At 58.6% G+C, this 24,610-nt stretch carries 27 protein-coding genes; 11 read left to right on the forward strand and 16 right to left on the reverse strand.

Annotated elements, in window-relative coordinates; translation table 11 throughout:
* Positions 1-205 precede the first annotated feature (205 nt).
* Entirely contained in the window at positions 206-2,104 is a 1,899-nt protein-coding gene (locus tag AC3WJP_RS27595; RefSeq protein WP_493724398.1) for a potassium transporter Kup, read from the reverse strand.
* A gap of 280 nt (positions 2,105-2,384) precedes the next feature.
* Between AC3WJP_RS27595 and rimO the strand changes: the two genes are divergently transcribed.
* The 6 genes from rimO (at position 2,385) to tsaA (ending at position 6,843) form a co-directional block, all read left to right on the forward strand.
* Entirely contained in the window at positions 2,385-3,722 is a 1,338-nt protein-coding gene (gene rimO, locus AC3WJP_RS27600) for a 30S ribosomal protein S12 methylthiotransferase RimO (RefSeq protein ID WP_493724397.1), read from the forward strand.
* A 145-nt stretch (positions 3,723-3,867) separates the two neighbouring features.
* Positions 3,868-4,353, forward strand: coding sequence for a GNAT family N-acetyltransferase (locus AC3WJP_RS27605; RefSeq protein WP_493724396.1), 486 nt, complete (start codon positions 3,868-3,870; stop codon positions 4,351-4,353).
* 72 nt (positions 4,354-4,425) lie between these two features.
* Complete coding sequence (locus AC3WJP_RS27610) at positions 4,426-5,136, forward strand: rRNA pseudouridine synthase (RefSeq protein WP_493724395.1); 711 nt, start codon at positions 4,426-4,428, stop codon at positions 5,134-5,136.
* A gap of 54 nt (positions 5,137-5,190) precedes the next feature.
* Positions 5,191-5,652, forward strand: a complete 462-nt coding sequence (locus tag AC3WJP_RS27615) for a YehS family protein (protein ID WP_493724394.1) — start codon at positions 5,191-5,193, stop codon at positions 5,650-5,652.
* Between the two features lie 271 nt (positions 5,653-5,923).
* The gene (locus AC3WJP_RS27620) at positions 5,924-6,118 is read left to right on the forward strand and encodes a hypothetical protein (protein ID WP_493724393.1); all 195 of its coding nucleotides are present in this window, start codon (positions 5,924-5,926) and stop codon (positions 6,116-6,118) included.
* A 35-nt stretch (positions 6,119-6,153) separates the two neighbouring features.
* Positions 6,154-6,843: a tRNA (N6-threonylcarbamoyladenosine(37)-N6)-methyltransferase TrmO gene (gene tsaA, locus AC3WJP_RS27625; RefSeq protein WP_493724392.1), complete on the forward strand. Its 690-nt coding sequence runs from the start codon at positions 6,154-6,156 to the stop codon at positions 6,841-6,843.
* Between the two features lie 60 nt (positions 6,844-6,903).
* On the opposite strand, the gene fpr is transcribed toward tsaA, so the two are convergent.
* Positions 6,904-7,683, reverse strand: a complete 780-nt coding sequence (gene fpr / locus AC3WJP_RS27630; RefSeq protein ID WP_002554680.1) for a ferredoxin-NADP reductase — start codon at positions 7,681-7,683, stop codon at positions 6,904-6,906.
* 120 nt (positions 7,684-7,803) lie between these two features.
* Here fpr and AC3WJP_RS27635 point away from each other — a divergent pair, with 120 nt between their 5' ends.
* Positions 7,804-8,730: a LysR family transcriptional regulator gene (locus AC3WJP_RS27635; protein ID WP_493724391.1), complete on the forward strand. Its 927-nt coding sequence runs from the start codon at positions 7,804-7,806 to the stop codon at positions 8,728-8,730.
* A gap of 4 nt (positions 8,731-8,734) precedes the next feature.
* Here the strand turns inward: AC3WJP_RS27635 and AC3WJP_RS27640 are convergent, their stop codons facing one another.
* The 3 genes from AC3WJP_RS27640 to AC3WJP_RS27650 form a co-directional block, all read right to left on the reverse strand.
* Positions 8,735-9,097, reverse strand: a complete 363-nt coding sequence (locus AC3WJP_RS27640; RefSeq protein ID WP_493724390.1) for a diacylglycerol kinase — start codon at positions 9,095-9,097, stop codon at positions 8,735-8,737.
* 43 nt (positions 9,098-9,140) lie between these two features.
* Positions 9,141-9,791 (reverse strand): response regulator transcription factor ErdR, encoded by a 651-nt coding sequence (erdR, locus tag AC3WJP_RS27645; protein ID WP_493724389.1) that lies wholly within the window; start codon positions 9,789-9,791, stop codon positions 9,141-9,143.
* 106 nt (positions 9,792-9,897) lie between these two features.
* Positions 9,898-10,614 (reverse strand): tRNA-uridine aminocarboxypropyltransferase, encoded by a 717-nt coding sequence (locus AC3WJP_RS27650; RefSeq protein ID WP_493724388.1) that lies wholly within the window; start codon positions 10,612-10,614, stop codon positions 9,898-9,900.
* A gap of 197 nt (positions 10,615-10,811) precedes the next feature.
* On the opposite strand from AC3WJP_RS27650, the gene AC3WJP_RS27655 reads away from it, so the two are divergent.
* Positions 10,812-11,249 carry a PA3611 family quorum-sensing-regulated virulence factor gene (locus AC3WJP_RS27655; protein ID WP_493724387.1) on the forward strand — a complete coding sequence of 146 codons (438 nt, stop codon included), beginning with the start codon at positions 10,812-10,814 and terminating at the stop codon, positions 11,247-11,249.
* Positions 11,250-11,254: 5 nt separating this feature from the next.
* Here the strand turns inward: AC3WJP_RS27655 and AC3WJP_RS27660 are convergent, their stop codons facing one another.
* The gene (locus AC3WJP_RS27660; protein WP_493724386.1) at positions 11,255-11,509 is read right to left on the reverse strand and encodes a hypothetical protein; all 255 of its coding nucleotides are present in this window, start codon (positions 11,507-11,509) and stop codon (positions 11,255-11,257) included.
* Positions 11,510-11,716: 207 nt separating this feature from the next.
* Between AC3WJP_RS27660 and AC3WJP_RS27665 the strand changes: the two genes are divergently transcribed.
* Complete coding sequence (locus AC3WJP_RS27665) at positions 11,717-12,835, forward strand: LOG family protein (RefSeq protein ID WP_493724385.1); 1,119 nt, start codon at positions 11,717-11,719, stop codon at positions 12,833-12,835.
* Between the two features lie 6 nt (positions 12,836-12,841).
* Here the strand turns inward: AC3WJP_RS27665 and recX are convergent, their stop codons facing one another.
* From recX to AC3WJP_RS27700, 7 genes are all read right to left on the reverse strand, one after another.
* Positions 12,842-13,312 (reverse strand): recombination regulator RecX, encoded by a 471-nt coding sequence (gene recX, locus AC3WJP_RS27670; protein WP_493724384.1) that lies wholly within the window; start codon positions 13,310-13,312, stop codon positions 12,842-12,844.
* A gap of 8 nt (positions 13,313-13,320) precedes the next feature.
* Positions 13,321-14,385 (reverse strand): recombinase RecA, encoded by a 1,065-nt coding sequence (gene recA / locus AC3WJP_RS27675; protein ID WP_493724383.1) that lies wholly within the window; start codon positions 14,383-14,385, stop codon positions 13,321-13,323.
* Positions 14,386-14,470: 85 nt separating this feature from the next.
* The gene (locus tag AC3WJP_RS27680; RefSeq protein ID WP_493724382.1) at positions 14,471-14,971 is read right to left on the reverse strand and encodes a CinA family protein; all 501 of its coding nucleotides are present in this window, start codon (positions 14,969-14,971) and stop codon (positions 14,471-14,473) included.
* A gap of 207 nt (positions 14,972-15,178) precedes the next feature.
* A complete protein-coding gene (locus AC3WJP_RS27685; RefSeq protein WP_493724381.1) occupies positions 15,179-15,499 on the reverse strand; it encodes a hypothetical protein in 321 nt (106 codons plus the stop codon).
* A gap of 610 nt (positions 15,500-16,109) precedes the next feature.
* On the reverse strand, positions 16,110-17,216 hold the full coding sequence (locus AC3WJP_RS27690; RefSeq protein WP_493724380.1) for a hypothetical protein: 1,107 nt from the start codon (positions 17,214-17,216) through the stop codon (positions 16,110-16,112).
* 117 nt (positions 17,217-17,333) lie between these two features.
* Positions 17,334-17,885, reverse strand: coding sequence for a hypothetical protein (locus AC3WJP_RS27695; RefSeq protein ID WP_493724379.1), 552 nt, complete (start codon positions 17,883-17,885; stop codon positions 17,334-17,336).
* 89 nt (positions 17,886-17,974) lie between these two features.
* The gene (locus AC3WJP_RS27700; protein WP_493724378.1) at positions 17,975-18,469 is read right to left on the reverse strand and encodes a 2OG-Fe(II) oxygenase; all 495 of its coding nucleotides are present in this window, start codon (positions 18,467-18,469) and stop codon (positions 17,975-17,977) included.
* Between the two features lie 503 nt (positions 18,470-18,972).
* On the opposite strand from AC3WJP_RS27700, the gene mutS reads away from it, so the two are divergent.
* Together mutS and fdxA are read left to right on the forward strand one after the other, a co-directional pair.
* Positions 18,973-21,540, forward strand: a complete 2,568-nt coding sequence (gene mutS / locus AC3WJP_RS27705) for a DNA mismatch repair protein MutS (RefSeq protein ID WP_493724377.1) — start codon at positions 18,973-18,975, stop codon at positions 21,538-21,540.
* A gap of 142 nt (positions 21,541-21,682) precedes the next feature.
* On the forward strand, positions 21,683-22,006 hold the full coding sequence (gene fdxA / locus AC3WJP_RS27710; RefSeq protein ID WP_493724376.1) for a ferredoxin FdxA: 324 nt from the start codon (positions 21,683-21,685) through the stop codon (positions 22,004-22,006).
* 421 nt (positions 22,007-22,427) lie between these two features.
* On the opposite strand, the gene AC3WJP_RS27715 is transcribed toward fdxA, so the two are convergent.
* From AC3WJP_RS27715 to AC3WJP_RS27725, 3 genes are all read right to left on the reverse strand, one after another.
* The gene (locus AC3WJP_RS27715; RefSeq protein WP_493724531.1) at positions 22,428-22,847 is read right to left on the reverse strand and encodes a hypothetical protein; all 420 of its coding nucleotides are present in this window, start codon (positions 22,845-22,847) and stop codon (positions 22,428-22,430) included.
* The gene (locus AC3WJP_RS27720; RefSeq protein ID WP_493724530.1) at positions 22,847-23,854 is read right to left on the reverse strand and encodes an endonuclease/exonuclease/phosphatase family protein; all 1,008 of its coding nucleotides are present in this window, start codon (positions 23,852-23,854) and stop codon (positions 22,847-22,849) included. Before AC3WJP_RS27720 ends, AC3WJP_RS27715 begins: the two co-directional genes overlap by 1 nt.
* Before the next feature lie 252 nt (positions 23,855-24,106).
* Positions 24,107-24,430, reverse strand: a complete 324-nt coding sequence (locus tag AC3WJP_RS27725; RefSeq protein ID WP_493724529.1) for a DUF3077 domain-containing protein — start codon at positions 24,428-24,430, stop codon at positions 24,107-24,109.
* Positions 24,431-24,610: the final 180 nt, after the last annotated feature.

Genomic DNA, 24,610 nt, shown 5'->3' on the forward strand with positions numbered 1-24,610 from the left:
GATAGCCGGCATGGATGCCGGCTAAGCCCCGCTGGGCCATGGAAGGCCCATCGGGGCGTGCCCTGCGCAAGCGTGCCGGAACGCGGGAACCCCTCGCCCCAGCGAGGGGCCAATGGTGGGGGCGGCGCCCCCAAGGCCGGCTCGAAAGCAGAACCACCCCGCCCCCAATAGCCTAATAGCCCAATAGCCCAATAGCCAGCAAACATCACATCTCGACTTGGGTCCCCAACTCGATCACCCGATTAAGCGGCAAATTAAAGAAGCGCAAATTGCCATTGGCATTCTTCAACATGAACGCGAACAGCGCCTCTCGCCAACGGGCCATCCCAACGATCTTGGAAGCGATCACCGTCTCGCGGCTGAGGAAGTAGGTCGTGCGCATCGGGCTGAAATCCAGCTCGTCAAGATGACACAGCGCCAGCGCGGCAGGCACATCGGTCTCGTCCATGAAACCGAAATGCAGGATCACCCGGAAAAAGCCTTCGCCGTAGCTTTCGACCTCGACTCGGCGATCTCCATTGACCCGTGGAGTGTCTTCGTTGAGCACGGTCAACAGCACCACCTGCTCGTGCAGAACCTGGTTGTGCAGCAGGTTATGCAGCAACGCGTGGGGCACGGCGTCGGAGCGCGCGGTGAGGAATACCGCCGTGCCTTGCACCCGATGGGGCGGCTGCACGCGGATACTGCCAATGAAGATCGGCAAAGGCAGCGCGCCTTCATCCAGACGATCAACCAGCAGTTGCTTGCCGCGCTTCCAGGTGGTCATGAGGATGAACAGCACGGTGCCCGCCAATACCGGAAAGGCGCCGCCCTGAACGATCTTCGGCACGTTGGCGGCGAAGAACAGGCCGTCCACCAGCAAAAAACCGATCAACACCGGCACGGCCAGCACCGGTGGCCATTTCCACAGCAGCAGCATGACCGCCGATACCAGAATCGTGGTCATCAGCATCGTCCCCGTCACCGCTACGCCGTAAGCCGAGGCCAGCGCACCGGAGGACTCGAAGCCCACTACCAACAGGATCACCCCGACCATTAACGACCAGTTGACCGCACCGATGTAGATCTGCCCCTCTTCGGCACTCGAGGTATGCTGAATGTACATCCGCGGGATATAGCCGAGTTGGATAGCCTGACGCGTAAGCGAGAAAGCCCCGGAAATCACCGCCTGGGAAGCGATCACCGTGGCCAGGGTCGACAGCGCCACCAACGGAATCAACGCCCAGCTCGGGGCCAGCAGGTAGAATGGGTTGCGTGCCGTCTCTGGATCGGCGAGCAACAGGCCGCCCTGGCCAAAATAATTGAGCACCAATGCCGGCAGCACCAGGATGAACCAGGCGCGAGCGATCGGCTTGCGACCGAAGTGGCCCATGTCGGCGTACAGCGCTTCCGCACCGGTCAGCGCCAGCACTACCGCGCCGAGAATGGCCACACCCATGCCGGGGTGGACCACGAAAAAGCGCACCGCCCACAACGGATTGAACGCATGGATCACCTCCGGGTTTTGCACGATGCCATACAGGCCCAGTGCCCCTAGCACTAGAAACCACAGCACCATCACCGGACCGAACAGCTTGCCGATACGGGCGGTGCCACGGCTCTGGATCAGGAACAGCGCCACCAGCACCACCAGTGACAAGGGCACGACCCAATGCTCGATGCCATCGAATGCCAGCTCCAGCCCCTCGATCGCCGAGAGCACCGACACTGCCGGAGTGATCATGCTGTCGCCGTAGAACAGCGCGGCGCCCACCAGCCCGCACACCACCAGCAGCGCACGCAGGCGCCGATGATTGGCGGCGGCACGGGTCGCCAGTGCGGTCAGCGCCATGATCCCGCCCTCGCCCTGGTTGTCGGCGCGCAGCACGAACAGCATGTATTTGATCGAGACTACCCAGATCAGCGACCAGAAGATCAGCGACAGAATGCCCAACACACCATCATGGTTGACGGGCACCCCGTAACCTCCGGAAAACACCTCACGCAGGGTGTACAACGGGCTGGTACCAATGTCGCCATAGACCACGCCCACGGCCGCCACCAACATACCCACCGCACCGGGACGAGAATGCCCGGTGCCCGCCTGACTGTTTGCCTGAACCATCAACCACTCCTGAAACCTGTACCTGGGCCCGCGAAAACTTTGAGGATCGGCGCACTTGTGTGCGCATCGGGTCCCGACTCTTTGCTGCTCAGCAGCCTGTGACCGAGCGCAACGCCGCGAAGCATAGCGCAGCACTCGTCGCATTTCCCTCTATAAAGCTGGTCAAGCGCCTTGGCCATGGATAGAATTGCGCACTTTTTGATCAAGAGGCGTCTGTAGCGCCCGCCTGGCCGCTTGCGCGCGGCCGTTCAGATATCAAGATTCAATACCGAGGTTAGCCATGTCCACCGTCCCTTCGTCAGCCGCCCCCAAGGTCGGCTTCGTTTCCCTGGGTTGCCCCAAGGCCCTGGTAGATTCCGAACGCATCCTGACTCAGCTGCGCATGGAAGGCTACGAAGTGGTGCCGACCTATCAGGACGCCGATGTGGTGGTGGTCAACACCTGCGGTTTCATTGACAGCGCCAAGGCGGAATCGTTGGAAGTGATCGGCGAAGCTCTGGCGGAAAACGGCCGGGTGATCGTCACCGGCTGCATGGGCGTGGAAGAAAGCGCCATTCGCAACGTGCACCCCAGCGTGCTGTCGGTCACTGGCCCGCAGCAGTACGAGCAGGTGGTCAATGCAGTGCACGACGTGGTGCCGCCGCGTCAGGACCACAACCCGCTGATCGATCTGGTGCCGCCGCAGGGCATCAAGCTGACCCCGCGCCACTACGCCTACCTGAAGATTTCCGAAGGCTGCAACCACAGCTGCAGCTTCTGCATCATCCCGTCGATGCGCGGCAAGCTGGTCAGTCGTCCGGTGGGTGACGTCCTGAGCGAGGCCGAGCGCCTGGTCAAGGCCGGCGTCAAGGAGCTGCTGGTGATCTCCCAGGACACCAGCGCCTATGGCGTCGACGTCAAGTACAAGACCGACTTCTGGAATGGCCAGCCGGTCAAGACGCGCATGCTCGAGCTGTGCCAGGCCCTCAGCAGCCTGGGCGTGTGGGTACGCCTGCACTATGTGTATCCGTACCCGAACGTCGACGACGTGATCCCGCTGATGGCCGCTGGCAAGATCCTGCCGTACCTCGACATCCCGTTCCAGCACGCCAGCCCGAAAGTGCTCAAGCTGATGAAACGCCCAGCCTTCGAAGACAAGACCCTGGCGCGCATCAAGAACTGGCGCGAACAGTGCCCGGACCTGGTCATCCGCTCGACCTTCATCGTCGGCTTCCCGGGCGAGACCGAAGAAGACTTCCAGTACCTGCTCGACTGGCTCACCGAGGCCCAGCTGGACCGCGTCGGTTGCTTCCAGTACTCGCCGGTCGAAGGCGCGCCCGCCAATCTGCTCGACGCCGCCGTCGTGCCGGATGACGTCAAGCAGGATCGCTGGGACCGCTTCATGGCTCACCAGCAAGCCATCAGCGCCGCACGCCTGCAGATGAAGATCGGCAAGGAGATCGAAGTCCTGATCGATGAAGTCGACGAGCAAGGCGCGGTCGGCCGCTGCTTCTTCGACGCCCCGGAAATCGACGGCAACGTGTTCATCGAAAGCGATGGCAGCATCAAGCCTGGCGACAAGATCTGGTGCCGGGTGACCGATGCCGATGAATACGATCTGTGGGCCACTCGGCTGTAAGCCCGCACAATCTGCCTGCACGGACACCTGTAGCGAGGGGGCTTGCCCCCGATAGAGCGCACCAGGCTGCACAAGCGCTGCCTGACTCACCTTTCGGGGGCAAGCCCCCTCGCTACAGCTATAGTTAGCCATGGACTGCCCCGTCATGGAGACTGCCGCAATGCCTTATGTGCCCACCATCGTCACGCCACACCAGAGCGACTACCCCGAACTGACGCGGGTGTGGGAGTCGTCGGTGCGGGCGACGCACAAATTCCTCCCCGACGACTACATCCGCGAACTCCGGGCCCTGGTCCTGGAGCACTACCTCGACGCCGTCATGCTGATCTGCATCCGCGATCCGCAGCAGCGCATCATGGGGTTTGCCGGGGTCGCCGGCGGCAAGGTGGAGATGCTCTTCGTCGGTCCGCGCCATCGCGGTCAGGGCGTGGGCAAGCAGTTGCTCACTTACGCCATCGAACACCTGAATGCCGAGCTGATCGACGTCAACGAGCAGAACGCTCAGGCCGTGGGCTTCTATTTCAAACAGGGTTTCGAGGTGATCGGCCGTTGCGAGCAGGACGGCCTGGGCCATCCCTACCCTTTGCTGCACCTGCGCCTGGCCGCGCGGCAGAGCGTACGCAGCGCCTGAGCGAAGATTTAACGGCGAATATCACGCGCTACGCGGGTACAATACCGGCCTTATCTTGCCACGGTCGCTGTCATGTCTGAACCCACTCGCCTTTCCAAACGCCTGATCGAACTGGTCGGGTGCTCGCGCCGTGAGGCAGAGCTGTTCATCGAGGGCGGCTGGGTCCGGGTCGACGGCGAAATCGTCGACGAGCCGCAGTTCAAGGTCGACGCCCAGCGCGTCGAGCTCGATCCAGACGCCAAGGCCGTGGCGCCAGACCCGATCACCTTGCTGGCGCACCAGCCTTCCGAGCAGAGCCGCGAGCAACTGCAGCGTGCACTGGCCCCGGAAACCCTGTCCGAAGCCCATCGTTTTGGCAAACGGCCACTGCGCGGGCACTTCGTGCGCCTGAGCTGCGCCGCCGAACTGCCCGAGCACTGCGCCGGATTGCAAGTGTTCACTCAGGACTGGCGCATCGCTCGCAAGCTCACTGATGACATCGCCAAGCTGGAGCAGGAGTTCGTCGTCGAAATCAGTGGCGACATGAGCGAACACGGCCTCAACCGCCTGCAACATGGCGTCACCTACAAGGGCAAGGCGCTGCCACCTGTGAAAGTCAGCTGGCAGAACGAAACCCGTCTGCGCATCGTGCTGAAGAACCCGCTGCCGGGGGTTTTGGTGCAACTGTGCAACAGCGTCGGGCTGAACGTGGTGTCGATCCGCCGCATCCGTATCGGCGGCGTATCCATGGGCAAACTGCCCGTCGGCGAATGGCGCTATATGGCGACCAGCGAGAAGTTCTAAGCCGTTTTCAGGCGTCGCCGAGTTGGCGATGTCGTTTATCCAGGATTCGATTTCATGATTCAAAACGATGTACTGCGCAGCGTGCGCTACATGATCGACATCGGCGACGCCAAAGTCGTCGAGCTGATCAAACTCGCCGGTGGCGAAGCGACCAAGGCCGAGATCTCCGGCTATCTGACCAAGGAAGAGGAAGAAGGCTTCGTGCACTGCCCTGATACGGTGCTGGCGTATTTTCTCGACGGCCTGGTGATCTTCAAGCGCGGCAAGGATGACAGCCGCCCGGCCCAGCCCATCGAACTGCCGGTGACCAACAACACCGTGCTGAAAAAGCTGCGCGTGGCCTTCGAGCTCAAGGAAGACGACATGCACGCCATCCTCAAGTCGGTGGATTTTCCGGTGTCCAAGCCAGAACTCAGCGCCCTGTTCCGCAAGGCCGGGCACAACAACTATCGTCCGTGCGGCGACCAGCTGCTGCGCAACTTCCTCAAGGGCTTGACCCTGCGCGTGCGCGGCTGAAGGCAGCTAGCCCTACCGGCCTCTTCGCGAGCAGGCTTTGCTCCTACGGTAAAAACCGCGTTATCGTCGTACATCTGTAGGAGCCGGGCTTGCCCGCGAAAGCGATCGGCAAGCCACCTCTGGATTCGAGCCCCATGGAGGTTACCGTGTCGCTACGCATCGTTGTCGCTACGGTAAAAACCGCGCTATCGTCGCACATCTGTAGGAGCAAGGCTTGCCCGCGAAAGTGATAGGCAAGCCACCCCTGGATTCGAGCCCCATGGAGGTTACCGTGTCGCTACGCATCGTTGTCGCCTCCTTGTTGCTATCGAGTCTGAGCGCCCTGTGCGAGGCCAAGCCGGCCTACTGGTACCGGTGGCAAAGCAAGACCCAGGAAGGCGTCTACGTCTGCTCGCAAACCTACCCGGGTGATGGCTGGATACGCATCGCCGGCCCCTTCAAGGTCGCTGGCTGCAAGTCATTCTGATCGCCCCACCCTGCGCCCCCGCTGTCTGGAGCCCCATGAGTCATAGTGTTTCCCCGGTCGGCTTCGTCCGCTCCTGCTTCAAGGAAAAATTCGCCATTCCCCGGCAACCCCAGCTCGCCCCGGCTGCCCGCGGTGTGGTGGAGCTGGTGGCACCGTTCAATACCGGCGAGGCGGTGCAAGGCCTGGAGCAGGTCAGCCATGTGTGGCTGCTGTTCCTGTTTCACCAGGCTCTGGAAGACAAGCCGCGCCTGAAGGTACGCCCACCACGCCTGGGCGGGAATACCTCGATGGGGGTCTTCGCGACCCGCGCGACCCACCGCCCCAATGGAATCGGGCAGTCCGTGGTCCGGCTGGACAAGGTCGAAGCAGGCAAACTCTGGGTGTCCGGCATCGATCTGCTCGATGGCACGCCGGTGCTGGATATCAAACCGTACGTGCCCTATGCCGACAGCCTCGCCGGCGCGAGCAATCAGATAGCCAGTGCCGCGCCGCCACTGATCGCCGTGCAATGGCCTGACGACGCGCTGCACAGCGCTCGCGAACATGGCCAGCGCCTGGGTGAGCCACTGGTCGAGCTGATCGAGCAGTGCCTGGCCCAGGACCCTCGCCCGGCCTATCAGGTGCCCGCAGCGGAGCGTCAATATGGCGTGCGGCTGTGGGATGTGGACGTGCGTTGGCACTATCCGCAACCCGGGCTGATCCGCGTCCTGGAAGTGACGCAGTAGCGCGCAGGCACAAAAAAGCCGCTCGACCTGAGAAGGTGGAGCGGCTGTTTCGATCGGCGCTTACTTCTCGACGAAGGCGCGCTCGATCAGATAGTCGCCTGGCTCGCGCATACGCGGCGAAACGGTCAGGCCGAAGCTGTTGAGCACTTCGCTGGTCTCGTCGAGCATGCTCGGGCTGCCGCACAGCATGGCACGGTCGTCCTGAGGATTGATCGGCGGAAGACCGATGTCGCTGAACAGCTTGCCGCTGCGCATCAGATCGGTCAGGCGGCCTTCGTTCTCGAACGGCTCGCGGGTCACGGTGGGGTAGTAGATCAGCTTGTCGCGCAGCGCTTCGCCGAAGAACTCGTTCTGCGGCAGATGCTCGGTGATGAACTCGCGGTAAGCGACTTCGTTCACGTAACGCACGCCGTGGCAGAGGATGACCTTTTCGAAACGCTCGTAGGTTTCCGGATCCTGAATGACGCTCATGAACGGCGCCAGACCAGTGCCGGTGCTCAGCAGGTACAGGTGCTTGCCGGGCTTGAGGTCATCGAGCACCAGGGTACCGGTGGGCTTCTTGCTGATGATGATCTCGTCGCCTTCCTTGAGATGCTGCAACTGCGAGGTCAGCGGGCCGTCGGGCACCTTGATGCTGAAGAACTCCAAATGCTCTTCCCAGTTCGGGCTGGCGATGGAATAGGCGCGCATCAACGGACGGCCGTTGGGCTGCTGCAGGCCGATCATCACGAACTGCCCGTTCTCGAAGCGCAGGCCTGGATCGCGCGTGCACTTGAAGCTGAACAGGGTGTCGTTCCAGTGGTGCACACTGAGAACGCGTTCGTGGTTCATGTTGCTCATTGAAGAAGGCTCCTGAAAGAACGGTGCGCTGACCATAGAGCGCAATTGCGCAATAGTTTAAAGCCAGCAACAATATCTGTTAACTGAATTATCAAGATATAGGTTATCGGTTATATCGATATGCGATTCACTCTCAGACAACTCCAGGTATTCGTGGCCGTGGCTCAGCAGGAAAGTGTCTCGCGCGCCGCCGTGCAACTGGCATTGTCGCAGTCGGCCGCCAGCACCTCGATCACCGAACTCGAACGCCAATCCAGCTGCCAGCTGTTCGACCGCGCCGGCAAGCGCCTGAGCCTCAATGCCCTCGGCCACCAGTTGCTGCCCCAGGCCGTGGCCCTGCTCGACCAGGCCAAAGAGATCGAAGACCTGCTCAACGGCAAATCCGGCTTCGGCTCGCTGGCCGTGGGCGCGACGCTGACCATCGGTAATTATCTGGCGACCTTGCTGATTGGCCACTTCATGCAGATTCACCCCGAAAGCCAGGTGAAGCTGCACGTGCAGAATACCGCCAACATCGTCCAGCAAGTGGCGCACTACGAGATCGACCTGGGCCTGATCGAAGGCGACTGTAGCCATCCTGATATCGAGGTGCAACCCTGGGTCGAGGACGAACTGGTAGTGTTCTGCTCACCCAAGCACCCCTTGGCCCGCAGTGGCCCGGCCAGTATGCAGGCACTGACCGAGGAGGCGTGGATACTGCGCGAACAGGGGTCCGGCACCCGGCTGACGTTCGATCAAGCCATGCGCCATCACCGCTCCAGCCTCAATGTGCGGCTGGAACTGGAACACACTGAAGCCATCAAGCGCGCCGTGGAGTCGGGCCTCGGCATCGGCTGCATCTCGCGGCTGGCCCTGCGCGATGCCTTTCGCCGCGGCAGCCTGGTGGCTGTGCAGACGCCAGAGCTGGATCTGGCGCGGCAGTTCTTCTTTATCTGGCACAAGCAGAAGTATCAGACCTCGGCCATGCGCGAATTCCTCGACCTGTGCCGCTCGTTCACCAGCGGCGTACGGCGCAGCGACGAGATCGTGCTGCCAGACATCGCCTGACGCTTTAAAGCAGGATCACCGCCCAGACGATACCGATCATGGTCATGGCCACCAGTTGCGCGGCGCTGCCCATGTCCTTGGCGTTTTTCGACAGCGGATGGCGATCGAGGGAAATCCGGTCGATGGCGGCTTCGATCGCCGAGTTGATCAGTTCGACGATCAAGGCCAGCAGGCACACAGCGATCAGCAGCGCCCGCTCCACACGGCTGACGTCGAGCAACAAGGCCACCGGGATCAATATCACATTGGCCAGCACCAACTGGCGGAAGGCCGCTTCGCCGGTGAACGCCGCGTGCAGGCCGGCCAGGGAATAGCCACCGGCATTGAAGATGCGCTTGAGGCCTTTTTGGCCTTTGAAAGGAGACATGAATAAAGTAATGCCTGGAGTGTCAGAAAATGGCCATCGGCGCTCAATGGTTGCCGATGGATTCGAGTTGCTGCAAAAGCAAGGCAGCCTGGGTGCGGGTGCGTACGTTCAGCTTGCGGAAAATGGCGGTGACATGGGCCTTGATGGTGGCTTCGGAGACGCTCAGCTCAAAGGCGATCTGCTTGTTCAGCAAGCCCTCGCAGACCATGGTCAACACGCGAAACTGCTGCGGTGTCAGGCTGGCCAGCCCGGCGCTGGCCGCCTTGGCCTCGGCCGACACGCTGACGGCCTCGAACGCTTGCGGCGGCCAGCTGACATCACCCTCCAACACCGTGCGCACCGCCTCCTGAATGGCTTCCAGGCTGCTGGACTTGGGAATGAATCCGCTGGCGCCGAATTCGCGGGACTTGACCATCACTGCGGCTTCTTCCTGGGCTGAGACCATCACCACCGGAATCTGCGGATACTGCCCACGCAGCAGGACCAGGCCGGAAAAACCGTAGGCGCCTGGCATGTTGAGGTCCAGCAGCACCAGGTCCCAATCGGACTTTTCCGTCAGCCGGGCTTCGAGCTCGGCGATACTGGCGGCTTCCACCAGTCGCGCGTCCGGCCCCAGGCCCAAGGCTACCGCCTGATGCAAGGCGCTGCGAAACAGCGGGTGATCATCGGCAATCAGGATGTCGTAGTGGGCCATGGGTCAGTGGATCCTGTGGGTCGGTCGCAGGGCAATCGCGCCTGAATCGGCGCCAAGCATGCCGAGCCGGGTCGGGGTGGTCAAGTCGAGGGGCTCAAGCCGGCCATCATGCCGGGCTGAAGGCTTGCAAACGCTGGTGCAATTCGTCTCCCAGATCTACGGGGAGCTGATACTTGGCGCCCAGATAATGAGCACTGAACGCATCCAGCCAGGTGTCCAGTGCGCTGGCAGCGCGCTGATCGCCGGCCAACTCCAGACACAATGCCGCCACTTCCGCGGTGCAGAAGTGATCGTCACGCTTGGAGCGACGCAGCTTGTAGCGCGACAGTTGATCCGAGGTCAGGCTCAACACCGGGAAGCGATCAAGATAGGGGCTTTTGCGAAACATCTTGCGGGCTTCGTTCCAGGTGGCGTCCAGCAGAATGAACAGCGGGCGCTTGCCCGGCTGCGGCTCGACCCGCTGGGTTACGCGTTCGGGTTCGACGAACTCGCCCGGAAAGACGATATATGGCTGCCACTGCGCATCGTCGAGCAGTGCCAGCAACGCCGGATCGACCTCTACCCGCGACCAGCTGAAGGCCTGGGTATCGCTCAACACATCGGCGATCAGCCAGCCGGTATTGCTCGGTTTGAGCGGCTCGACGTCATGCATCAACAGGCACACCGACGAGTGCGCCGCCACCTGCGGACGCCATGGGCACAGGCAATAACTGGCGATGACTCGACATCCGGGGCAACGCGGCGCTCGGGAACCGCGGGCCACGAAAGGTTTGATGCAGCGAGCCAGACGCTGGGTGCGCAGGCGGGAAACGGCGTGGGTCATTGCGGATCACAGCGGCGAAGAGTGCTCCGAGTTTATCAGGTCGGCTGGCGCTTTAGCGGCATTTGCGATGGTCGCGGCCTGGGCTGCCAGCCTATACTTGCCCTTCGGGTTCACAACAAGGGACATGTGAACGCAAGGAAAGGACTTAGGTCCAACCCCCAGTCCCTTTATCCGGTCCCACCGATCAGGAGTGTTTCATGTTGCGCTTTATCGTTCCGTCCTTGACCCTGCTGCTGGCCCTGCCTTTCACCGCACAAGCCGCCTCGTTGAAAGACACGGAACTCAATCAGATGCTTCAACAAGTGGCCAAGCAGAGCAGCGAGGGCACCCCACGCGCCATCAACGAAGACATCCTCGACCAAGGCTTTACCGTTGAAGGCAAGGAATTGATCGACCACCTGAGCGTGCGTTCGGAACAAGCTGAAAAAATGCGTGCCGACAAGAACACCGTGCGCTATCAGTTGGGCGTCAGCGTCTGCCAGAACCAGGGCTTCCGCAATCTGCTGGCCCATGGCGCGGTCATGCGCTACGACTTCACCGAGTACAAGACCAACAAGTTCATCGGCACCCAGCGCTACACGGCTGCCGACTGCGATATCAAGGTCGACAAGGCACCTATCGCCAAGAAGAAGTAACGGCGCTATCCATGATGTCCGTTGATGAGGCGCTGCGCCTCGTCAGCGCGTAGATCGGCGATTGTCGCCTGTAGAAACACCGAGCGTCGCCCTCCCTCCTCAAGCCGCCGTATGCATTCCTCTTCGACACTGCAGTTGTCCGCCTGCGCGGCCCGTTCGAGCAGCACGTAAAGGCGCGCATCGACCTCGATATACAAGCGCTGCGTCTGCTGCATCCTTGCCTCCATGCCTGCTGCCGCGATCATTTTCAGGGCTTCCATTTCGCCACTTGTTCTTTGAGTAAATCAGACGTGGGGGACGTTTGGGAGCAACTGACCGGCGGTAGCGCATGGCCACTAGCGCAGCAAGGCATTGCCAGCGGTTACCTGTTGGGCACATCATCGAACTATCGTCACCCCATGGCACGCCGTGTTGTCGCCCTTGTCCGCCCACCGCGTGATGGGGCCAAGTGCAGAAGGAGATGTTGAATGCCGTACCAACCCGACGACTTTCTATCCGCCCATTTCAATAGCAATGGTCTGAACCTGACCGACCGCATCGACGCCCAACTGCGTCAGATTGCCCCTGAGAGCCCCAACCTCTCGCTGTACCGCGACATGATGCTGACTGTGATGCGCATGGCCGAGGACGACAGCAACCGCTGGAACGCCAAGATCACCCTGCAGGCGCTGCGCGAACTCACCCATGCCTTCCGCGTGCTCGAACAGTACAAGGGACGACGCAAGGTCACGGTGTTTGGCTCGGCGCGCACACCGCAGGAACATCCGCTCTACGCCCAGGCGACCGAACTCGGTGCCGCGCTGGCCGATGCCGGGATGATGGTCATCACCGGTGGCGGTGGCGGCATCATGGCGGCGGCGCACAAAGGTGCCGGCCGCGAGCACAGCCTGGGTTTCAATATCACCCTGCCCTTCGAGCAACATGCCAACGCCACCATCGACGGCACGGAGCAACTGCTGCCGTTTCATTTCTTCTTTATTCGCAAGCTGTTCTTCCTCAAGGAAGCCGACGCGCTGGTGCTGTGCCCAGGCGGTTTCGGTACTCTTGATGAGGCCATGGAAGTGTTGACCCTGATTCAGACCGGCAAGAGCCCGCTGGTGCCCGTGGTGCTGCTGGACACGCCGGGCGGCGGCTTCTGGCAGGGCGCGCTGGACTTCATCGAGCAGCAACTGCAAGCCAACCGCTACATTCTGCCTAGCGACATGAAGCTGCTGCGTCTGGTCCACAGCGCGGAAGCGGCGGTGCAGGAGATTGACCGGTTCTACAGCAACTTCCATTCGACCCGCTGGTTGCAGAAGCTATTCGTGATTCGCATGCGCCACGCATTGAGCGATGCCGCGCTGGAACTCGTCCGCAAGGAGTTTGCAGCGCTATGCCTGAGCGATACATTCGTGCAGCAGGCCTATGACGGCGAGCAGCACAACGAGCCGGAGTTCAGCCATCTGTCTAGGTTGGGCTTCAACTTCAACGGTCGGGATCAAGGGCGCTTGCGGGAGCTGGTGGACTTTATCAACCAGAGGGAGAACTGGGCCGAAGCGCCTGTATCGGCGCATGACGCTACGCACAAGTTGCGCGAGCACAGTTAGAACGCGTCAGTCGTCGAAACTACGGCCGCTGAGCAGGCGGCCGACCAACTCCAGCGGATAGCCGCGGTACACCAGGAAGCGGGTCTGCTGCGCTCGCTCCTTCATGTCCCGTGGCAAATGTCCAGAGAACTTGCGCTGCCAGGTATCAGCCAACTGCGCTGACCAGTCGAATTCCGCTTCACGCAGTGCCTGCTCGATATCCAAGCGCGGCAGCCCTCGCTGGCTCAGTTCTTCGCGAATGCGCAGCGGACCGTAACCCGAGTGAGCACGGTAGCGGATAAAACTCTCGAGATAACGGGCTTCGGACAACAGACCCTCTTCCGTGAGCCGGTCGAGTGCCTGGTCGATCAATTCGGGGGGAGCGCCGCGCTGACGCAGCTTGCGCGTCAGCTCGACACGACCGTGCTCGCGGCGCGCGAGCAGGTCCATTGCAGTCCGTCGCACAGCGACGGGTGTATCAAGAACGACAGTGGACATGGATGGGATCAGAAGTCCGCGTCAGCATCGACCACTTCGTCAGCTTCAGCAGGAGCGGCTGCTTCGGCCTTCTTGGCATCGACACCACCGGTCAGCAGTTTTTCACGGATCTGCTTCTCGAGGACGGCCTTGATATCCGGATTGTCCTGCAGGAACTTGGCCGAGTTGGCCTTGCCCTGACCGATCTTGCTGCCTTGGTAGCTGTACCAGGCGCCGGATTTTTCCAGGAAACCGTGCAGCACACCCAAGTCGACGATCTCGCCGTTCAAGTAGATACCCTTGCCGTACAGGATCTGGAATTCAGCCTGACGGAATGGCGGTGCGACCTTGTTCTTGACGACCTTGACGCGGGTTTCACTGCCGACCACTTCGTCGCCTTCCTTCACCGCGCCAGTACGGCGGATGTCCAGACGGACGGAAGCGTAGAACTTGAGCGCGTTACCACCGGTGGTGGTTTCCGGGCTGCCGAACATGACGCCGATCTTCATCCGGATCTGGTTGATGAAGATGACCAGGCAGTTGGCGTTCTTGATGTTACCGGTGATCTTGCGCAGCGCCTGGGACATCAGACGGGCTTGCAGACCCACATGCATGTCGCCCATTTCGCCTTCGATTTCGGCCTTGGGTACCAGGGCCGCCACGGAGTCGACGATGATCACGTCAACCGCGTTGGAGCGCACCAGCATGTCGGTGATTTCCAAGGCTTGCTCGCCGGTGTCAGGCTGCGAAACCAGCAGGTCGTCGACGTTGACGCCCAGCTTGCCGGCGTATTCAGGGTCCAGCGCGTGCTCGGCGTCGACGAAGGCGCAGGTAGCACCGGCGCGTTGAGCCTGAGCGATGACCGACAGGGTCAGCGTGGTTTTACCCGAAGACTCCGGGCCGTAGATCTCGACAATTCGGCCCTTTGGCAGGCCGCCGATGCCCAGTGCGATGTCCAGGCCCAGCGAACCGGTAGAGATGGCCGGGATGGCCTGGCGATCGTGATCGCCCATGCGCATGACCGCACCTTTACCGAACTGACGTTCGATCTGACCCAAGGCCGCAGCCAAGGCTTTCTTCTTGTTGTCGTCCATTGAAGTCCTCTCGTAATCAATTAGGCCTGAAGGCCGGAATAACTGTATAAGTAGCCAGTATTATTCCACACGATTGATCGCGCGCCTACCCCTCCAAGGGACTTTCTCCTGATGCAAGCTGTGTCAGCCCAGTCAGGGCGGCCTTTACCGTTTGTCGGCGGACCTCGTCCCGGTCCCCGGAGAACAGCCGGCGCTCGGCAAACAGCTGCTGGCCATCAGCCCAGGCGAGCCAGACGGTCCCCACCGGCTTGTCCACCGAGCCGCCGTCCGGCCCGGCGACGCCACTGACCGCAACGCCAAAACGCGCACCACTGCGAGCACAGGCACCCCGTACCATGGCCTCGACCACTTCACGACTGACCGCGCCAACGCGGCCAAACAGTTCGGGGCTTACACCGAGTTGTGCGGTTTTCTGGGTATTTGAATAAGTGACGTATCCGGCCTCGAACCAGGCGGAGGAACCGGGGATGCGCGTGATGGCTTCGGCGATGCCGCCACCGGTGCAGGATTCGGCGGTGGTGGCCTGGGCGGCGACGACACGCAAGGACTCGCCGAGGGTGGCGGCTAGTTGGGTGGTAGGGTCCATGGGCCAGGTACCGTAGCGATTGAGAGAATCGCTACGGTACCGCAACCCGATCATAGGGGAAAAGAAAGATCGGACTCGCTTGTGGTCGGCCAGCGCGCGCTGGTGAACAAGCGCTGGCTGCTGATGTGACCGCCCCGCGAACCTCACTCATCAGTACTCTCGAAACGTTGTTAAAAAATCAGAAATACACCTTGAAGCTTGGACAAATCAGACCGGCCATTTAGCCTTCCGCCAATAGAACAATGAACAACAAAAAGCGACAAACCCCAACCCCCAAAAATAGGCAATCGAATAATAGAGAGAGTTATTCATCACCCTCCGAACATCGCGCCCTAGACCGTCGTCATAGACTAAACACTTATCAAGCGTTGAAGCCTGTCGCATTTTGAAACCAGAATCCACTTCTTGAATCGACAGCATCAATGTTTGACCGACAACCAAGTCTTTATCGTGACACCCATCCTTCCTCGCATACACCCGTAAAGAAACAGCCTGCCCAAGTGGTGCTACCGCAACTTTATAGGACACTATCGATCGATCTTCCTCCAGTCTTACCGGACTAGATCTGATTACGCCCGTTGTCGAAATAATCCGGCCAGAGGACGAAGACTCTTCATCAACGTACAGGTACGTGAGCCCGAAGCCTATAAAGACGAAAGCAAGCGATATGCATCCGCACACTTTCATCCTTTGCCGTGTAGATAACCGGTGAAAAGCTTCCATCGCAGACCGTGGGGGATTCATGATCTCTTCGAGACTCGATTGCTTGGACAAATATTCCGCCTCGTATTAATTATTATTGAACAGATCTACAAGCCCCGCCTTAAACTCTAACGTCACCCTGAACCGATCACAACTCAATGGGACGGCCGAGTACCATACGGAACTAGCCGTTAAAAAATTGCACGACGCCAGCATCTATCAAGGAATAACACCCAGCAAGTAAAACCAGATACCTCTCATGCACCACCACCGATCGTCTGCTGCCTTAATCAGAGCAATTGTTATCTGGGACCTGACTGCAAAACCAGAAGAAAACGAGTCCCAAACACGTTGATGCTAAAAAACTCACATTGTCAATCGTGAATCTTTACGCAAACCAAAGATAATTACCCATTTTCAGTGGTATGAAATTTAGCTAGTTATAGGAGTCTTGACGATTCGTACAGCAGCCATATTGATCCTGAGGTTCATCTGGCCGGAGCGGGGGATGGCCAAGTGCGGGGTTTCCCCCAATCGATTCAATAGATATTTCAATTTCATCTCTTCGTCCCGAGATGCCCCCGCCTACCGTACCTCCACCGGGTGAACTTCCCCCTCCCTCCCCTAAAAATGCAGCTGTATCCCCACCGCCAACTGGGGCAGTTGGTTCCTGGACTGGCCCAGGATCGGGCGCAGGAACTGGCTCCGGACTTGGCGCTGGACCCGGTGCAAGGACTGGCTCCAAACCCGGCGCTGGACCCGGTGCAGGGGCTGGCTCCGAACCTGGCGCTGGACCCGGTGCAGGGAATGATTCAGGAATAATAAATGAAGGATTTCCGCCCAATGGGGCGTCGATGCCCCCGTCGCTGTCACCTACACCATCACTTGGAAGCGTATCGGGATCATCCGGTTCCTTCTCTGTGCGCTCAATAGAGATACTGTCATTGCTCGGATCCCAAACTATCTTGGCAATCTTGCCCTCATAATCGGTTTCAATTCGATGCTGCGGTAAAACCGTCAAATCAGGCGATATGAAATGATTTTCATAGTTAGCATCTGGCCGGCCCTTGAAGTTTTTATCCCAGAGAGGCTGGACGACGACTTTCAAAATATTTTTAACCACATCCGTACTGAGGATGCCCATTACTCCAGTACCAATGGCAACCCCAGCGACCCAGGGGGCTGCAGCGGTAAAGCCCGCTAGCAATGTGATACCTGCTACAACACCGGCGACGTTTCCTACTAAACTCCATACGTCAGCTCTCTCAACAACGCCTTCAGATTTGAAATCGACGACTATTTTCAAAAAGGTCATTGTAGCCGCTAAAGTATGCGCCGTGACGCTTACAAACGGGAGCAACCCAAGCGTAACGGTAGTAATTGAAGCAACACTGACGACACTGGCCACCATCTGCGCCGTTTGGTTGACAAGAGAAAAGCCATCTTTATTAGAGTTAAATTGATCCACAAGAGCTGCTGCAGAGCTTGTCTTGCCCACTCCCTTATCCACATACGCAACAATAATTTCAAACCTTCCAGACATAACTCCCCCTAGATTAAAATGGATTCGCGACCCACCAATCAAAATTTATATTTAAATACCAACTGAGAGCTCCCAGAATCGATCAACACCTAGGAACTATAGGATATAGAAACCACGTCAGGAACCAGGCGTTCTTTTCCGCGACAGATAGAGGGCCCGCGAAAAGCCTATAAAGGACAACCCGTACATTGTATAAATAAGTGAGTATTCCATCCACTCGCTTTTCTTCTCCATATGCTGCCGAATTTTTTTATCATAGAGTACACATCCATTCGTGGTCGAAGCCTGCCTCACCACTTGTGATTTTTCTCGTTGTTCCACGAGTAGCTTAACTGCATCTCCGGCAGTCATTTTATTTTTCCCGCAAGCATTTTCAAATGCATAGAAGTAGCGATTAGCCGGATAACCCCGCGGCCCGGGAATTCTCGCTACATATTTAATTATGAAACGATCTGCTTTGAAACCGTTGTACCCTGACGTAATTACGCCATCAACTATGGAAAAAGTACCCTCAGGGACAGGCTCTGGATCTCTGTAGAGGTAGCTAAATCCCAGACCTGCAAACAGTAGTAACGACCCGAACAGGAAGCTAACTTTTATTTCTACACTATAGTTAAAAGTTAGGTTCTGAACCGGAGGTTCATCTAACGGTTTTGACTTCAGGACCATGCTGTCTCACAATGCCGTAATTTAAATTGGTTGCACGCAGTGAAAAGTTTGTCCACTCCATTTTCGACGAGCCACAAAAACTCATACACTCAAAACATCGTCTTGAACGCGATCGTCACCCGCAACTGATCACAATTCACCGCTGGTGACCGAGCACTATGCGGCACATGACCATTGAAAATAACTGCCCGCCTAGGCTTCGGTAGGATTGATTTGATAATATGTTGTTTCTGATGATCATAAAACACCAACTCTCCCCCCCAGCAAGTCGCCCAATGCTCATTACAAAACAACACCACTGTCTTACCCGTCTCGGAAGGCCAGTTATCTCTGTGGATAGGAGAATCCTGCCCAAAAGTCTGACCATTCGCATATACACCAAGCAACGTCGCCTGCGGCATATGGATCGCCTTCACCCTCATCCATATATCGTAAAGCACGTTCCATTCGGGATGACTACGAAGCTCTTCTTCCGAGGACTGACGCTCGACTCCTCGGCTACCTGCGATGAACGAATGCCAGCAAGGTCTGGAAAAATAAGCATCATTGATAGGCCAACCATATCGCCAGATTGAACGCTTCAACAAGCAACCAATTTTTGCTGCTCTTCCATTGTCAAAACTTCGTCTACCACACAGATATCGTCTTCGGAAAACTCAAACACAGTCACTATCCCTCACAAACTAAAAAGCTGATGCGCTATCAGCCGGACATATAAACACCCCGATTATTTAGCTAATGTCTCGCTTCCGCTCGCTGAAGGTGAACCCACAGTAGGAAAATCCCCCAAGCAGATCAACTACAAAATTGTAAACAGGACCCGCCCGCCAGCAATACAACCTCAACTGCCAGAATTCAATTAAACCGATTTATATGAACGCAAACTGTCTACGTCGCCATCATCAAAATTGCGCCACCCAGCATCTACCAGGGAAATAATCCCCAATAAGAAAAATCAGATATTTCCCATGTGCCACTACCGATCATCCGCTGCCTCGATTCCCCTCCCCCTCGGCATCTCCACCCAATCCCTGTACCATTCCCCGCCAACCCTTGACCTACCCACGCCGAGAGCCCGATTCCCGCAATGAGTGACCTATCCGCACACACACCCATGATGCAGCAGTACTGGAAGCTGAAAAACCAGCACCCGGACCAGCTGATGTTCTATCGCATGGGCGACTTCTACGAGATTTTCTACGAAGACGCGAAGAAGGCCGCCAAGCTACTCGACATTACCCTCACCGCGCGTGGGCAGTCGGCCGGGCAATCGATCCCCATGTGCGGCATCCCTTACCACGCCGCCGAGGGTTACCTGGGCAAGCTGGTCAAGCTCGGGGAGTCGGTGGTGATCTGCGAGCAGATCGGCGATCCGGCGACCAGCAAGGGGCCGGTGGATCGGCAAGTGGTACGCATCATTACTCCGGGTACGGTGAGCGACGAAGCGCTGCTGGACGAACGCCGCGACAACCTGATCGCGGCGGTGCTGGGCGACGAACGTCTGTTCGGCCTGGCGGTGCTGGACATCACCAGTGGCAATTTCACCGTGCAGGAATTCAAGGGCTGGGAAAACCTCCTGGCCGAGCTCGAGCGCATCAATCCGGTCGAGTTGCTGATCCCCGACGACTGGCCTCAAGGCCTACCGGCGGAAAAGCGCCGTGGCTCGCGCCGCCGTGCCCCGTGGGATTTCGAACGCGACAGCGCCCACAAAAGCCTGTGCCAGCAGTTCGCGACCCAGGACCTGAAAGGCTTCGGCTGCGAGAAGCTGACGTTGGCCATCGGCGCCGCCGGCTGCCTGTTGGGCTACGCCAAGGAAACCCAGCGCACCGCCCTGCCGCACCTGCGCAGCCTCAAGCATGAACGCCTGGATGACACCGTGGTGCTGGACGCCGCCACCCGGCGCAACCTGGAACTCGATATCAACCTCGCCGGCGGCCGCGAAAACACCCTGCAATCGGTGATCGATCGTTGCCAGACCGCCATGGGCAGCCGCCTGCTGACCCGCTGGCTGAATCGCCCGCTGCGCGACCTGAAGATTCTCCAGGCGCGCCAGGCGTCGATCCGCTGCCTGCTCGATGGTTATCGTTTCGAAGCCCTGCAACCTCGACTCAAGGACATCGGCGATATCGAGCGTATCCTCGCCCGAATCGGCCTGCGCAACGCCCGCCCTCGTGACCTGGCCCGCCTGCGCGATGCCTTGGCCGCGCTGCCGGACCTGCAGATCGCCATGGCTGACCTCGAGACACCGCACCTGGCACGCCTGGCGACGATCGCCGGCACCTACCCGGAACTCTCCGAGCTGCTGGCCAAGGCCATCATCGACAACCCGCCCGCCGTAATTCGTGACGGCGGCGTGCTCAAGACCGGCTATGACAGTGAGCTGGACGAATTGCTGTCTTTGAGCGAGAACGCCGGGCAGTTCCTGATCGATCTCGAAGCGCGGGAAAAAGCCCGTACCGGCCTGTCGCACCTCAAGGTCGGCTACAACCGCGTGCACGGCTACTTCATCGAACTGCCGAGCAAGCAGGCCGAATCAGCGCCGGCGGACTATATCCGCCGCCAGACCCTTAAGGGCGCCGAGCGCTTCATCACCCCTGAGCTCAAGGCGTTCGAAGACAAGGCGCTGTCGGCCAAGAGCCGCGCCCTGGCCCGCGAGAAGATGCTCTACGAGGCGCTGCTGGAACGCCTGATCGGTCATCTGCCGCCGCTGCAGGACACCGCTGCGGCGCTGGCCGAGCTCGACGTGTTGAGCAACCTCGCCGAGCGCTCGCTGAATCTGGACCTCAACTGCCCGAGTTTCGTCGACGAGCCTTGCCTGCGCATCAGCCAGGGGCGTCACCCTGTGGTCGAGCAAGTGCTGACCACGCCGTTCGTCGCCAACGATCTGCGGCTGGATGACGACACGCGCATGCTGGTGATCACCGGTCCGAACATGGGCGGTAAATCCACCTACATGCGCCAGACCGCACTGATCGTGCTGCTGGCCCATATCGGCAGCTTCGTGCCGGCGGCCAGCTGCGAACTGTCGCTGGTGGATCGCATCTTCACCCGTATCGGCTCCAGCGATGACTTGGCCGGTGGCCGCTCGACCTTCATGGTGGAGATGAGTGAAACTGCCAACATCTTGCATAACGCCAGTGATCGCAGCCTAGTGCTGATGGACGAAGTCGGCCGCGGCACCAGCACCTTCGACGGCCTGTCGCTGGCCTGGGCCGCCGCCGAGCGCCTGGCACAGCTGCGGGCCTATACACTGTTCGCCACGCACTACTTCGAGCTGACGGTACTGCCCGAGAGCGAACCGCTGGTCGCCAACGTGCATCTCAACGCCACCGAGCACAACGAGCGCATCGTCTTTTTGCACCACGTATTGCCGGGCCCCGCCAGCCAGAGTTACGGCTTGGCGGTGGCGCAATTGGCCGGTGTGCCGGAAGCGGTCATTCGTCGCGCCAAGGAGCACCTGGGCCGCCTCGAAACCACCAGTCTGCCGGTCGAACCCGTGCTCGCCAAGCCCGGCAAACCGGCGGCGCCGCACCAGAGCGACCTGTTCGCCAGCCTGCCGCACCCGGTATTGGACGAGATCGCTCGTACTGATATCGACAGCCTGACGCCACGGCAAGCGATGGAATTGCTCTATACATTGAAGAACCGGATCTAACGCTGACAGTCACAAGCTGATAGAATCCCGCGCGGTTTGGGAATGCCGAGAACTATTAGCCTGGTTCGCAGGCTGCCTATCCCAGACCCAGCGGCCCCGAATACAGGGGTTTGGCTGTAGCCGCCTGAGGAGAGAACCTGAAATGACCTTCGTCGTCACCGACAACTGCATCAAGTGCAAGTACACCGACTGCGTAGAAGTGTGTCCGGTGGACTGCTTTTACGAAGGCCCGAACTTCCTGGTCATTCACCCGGACGAGTGCATCGACTGCGCCCTGTGCGAGCCTGAATGCCCGGCCTTGGCGATTTTCTCGGAAGACGAGGTGCCTGCCGGCATGGAAAACTTCATCGCCCTGAACGGCAAGCTGGCGAATATCTGGCCGAACATTAGAGAGAAGAAAGACTCACTGCCTGATGCTGCTGAGTGGGATGGCAAAAAGGGCAAGATCGCCGACCTCGAACGCTGAGGCTAGGCGCGATACTCGGAAGGCCCCGTTTTTTGCGGGGCTTTTTTGCGTCTGCTGGTGGGGATTGGGGTGTGGCCCTGCTTGCGCTCCAGCCTGGGCGGCGCCCCACATTGGCCCCTCGCTGACGCTCGGGGTACCCGCGTTCCGGCTTCTGAATCGGTGGCACGCCGCGAATCGCCGTCCATGGCTCAGCGCGGCTTCCCCGGCATCCATGCCGGGGAGCCACCGATTCGGAAGCCTCCACGCGGCCTGCTGGAGGGGCGCCGCCCAGGCTGGAGCGCAAGCAGGGCCAGCCGGAAGTTGAAGTGCAACCAAGGGCTTTGATTTGCGTGAGCCTGAAATCTGAAAGAGTAAATCCTGCTCACATTAGTCGATGGCTACTCATCGTCCGCAGGGTCAGGTGACGAGCGCGTCGAGTAATTTAAAAGTCGAGCCATTTTTTTCCAATGTTTACACTGCTCAGCATTATGGATAAATGCTTTTCTAACGCAGATTTGTCATTGCAGAAGATTTTTTGGTCTTCGTAGTCAAGACGGCATGGATACCCGGTGCTTGCACGTTCGAATTGCGCAAGTTCTTCTTCTTTTTCGGCAGCGTTATTAATAGCTACGATATATGTCTTGAACTTTATCGGGCTATCGAACCCATTCGCCACCAAACTGCTCAGTGCTGAGATACTATCCCTTTTGCGTCGTAGCTCGAATTTGATTCTCCCTTCGCTAGCAGAGTGAATCTGGTTGTTCAATTCCTCGAATACTGAATCAATTTCCAAGTTTACTTGGGAGGCAGCCTCCGCTGCTTCTAAGCCTTTCTTGAATGAATTTTCAAAATTAGCGGCCATCACGCTACCTCTTTTTCGATTGTTGCATAGACCGGGATATGGTCGAAGTCCGATTTTGAGTCGACCACAAGTGCTGTAAGATCAGCGATATTCGCAAAATGCTCCCCATCTTCCAGTAAATTCCAGTCATCACCTCGGACGAGAGAGGATGAAAACATTATTTGATCGAACGTATACCATTTTGAAATTGTGCCGTCCTTCCAATAATGACTTCCAAGGGGCCTGTCTATATTGGTGTTTCGTTGCCCAAGAAAACCCCAGAACGGATTGTACAGCAGATGCTCCTTGCGGCTCACGAATTCACGATGTCTACTCGCCTTCAGCTGTGCGCTGAGGGCTTTACTGAAAGGCTCTTCGTTATAGTCGCCAAGCAGGATGATGTGGGGGCTCGCTCCGTCGGGGGACTCGATCCCTCTGATGGTGTCACGCAAGCGGATTCCAAATTCGTCGCGAATTGGATCATGCTCGCCGACGTGCCATCTGCTAGGCCAGTGAGAAGCAAGAATAAAAATGGATTTTCCCGACAGCTTCTCAATAAAGGTCAGTTGCTGAGCCAGTTTTAGCGTTCTACCCCCATCGGCGGAGGAGATGTCTTCAATGTCGACTAATTCGAATATAGAGGTGTTGAAGATATAACAGTTATCATATTTGGCTCTTCCGGCAGATGTCAGGCCTGACTCGAAGTGGAGGTTGGTTTTGTTTATTGATTGTTTTAAATGAGTCATGTCTTCCAAAGACATTTCTCCGAGCGCCAAAAAAGATACATTGTTTTTTATGAGAAGAAATTGGATTACGCTTGCGGCGGCATCTCTGAGTTGCTCACTGGCGCGAGTCCGGCCGCGCGGCGCCAGGCTGGTATTCCACCAGGCTACAGTGATTTGATACTTCTCCTTGAGGACTCGATCTGCCATAAATGCCCTGTGGTATGTAGATTGATATGATGATTGTTCAAGTGCGCCGCGATAGCTGTCGTCGAGCTTCGATATTATGCGTTTTAAAGTCTTCATGGAAGGCGAGAAGCTGAATGACCGATCTGGAAATTGATTCTTTCACTTTCGCTCTTGGCGATCACTGCTCTATAAGGCGCGGTGGCAATTTGCCAGAGTTTGCATGTTGCCAGACTCGCTTCTAGCTAATATGAATTAGCGATAGGGAACGTCTGTTCAGGAGGTTTTTGCAGCAATCAGTGGCTGCGTCGGCGCCGAGACTAACTGGCCCTCGACGTCGAGCTCAGGGATGCTACCCCGTGTGCCGCTCGCCTAGGCAATTGCACTCATCGCTAGGGTTACGTCATCCATCGGCGCCTTGGCCATTTCGTTCAGATAGACCGCAGACAGAGCGGCATCACCAGTCGGGTCACCAAACGCAACTTCGGTCATCAGCTTGTTAGCGCGGTATTGCAGAATGGAGGCATGTTCCAAGGCGTCGATCGCGGGGATATCAGCGTTGACCGTGAACAGCTTATGGCCGCCAAGGGAGCGACCGCAGGGGGTGGTGCCGGCACCGGTACGTGCCTGGGTGAAGGGAGCTTTGCACCGGCAATTTGAGTATCGGCGTCGATGGCTGTCTGTTCGGTAGCGCACATAGTGGGTTATGCCTGCGCATTGGGCCTGTCAGCGCTGTTCTGGACTCGCCCGCTTCAGCCGCGTGGCTGGAGAATGGGGCACTTGGGGGGGTGAGATTGAGGTGTGGCCCTGCTTGCGCTCCAGCCTGGGCGGCGCCCCACATTGGCCCCTCGCTGGCGCTCGGGGTACCCGCGTTCC

Source organism: Pseudomonas sp. GW821-FHT01A09, assembly GCF_058986725.1.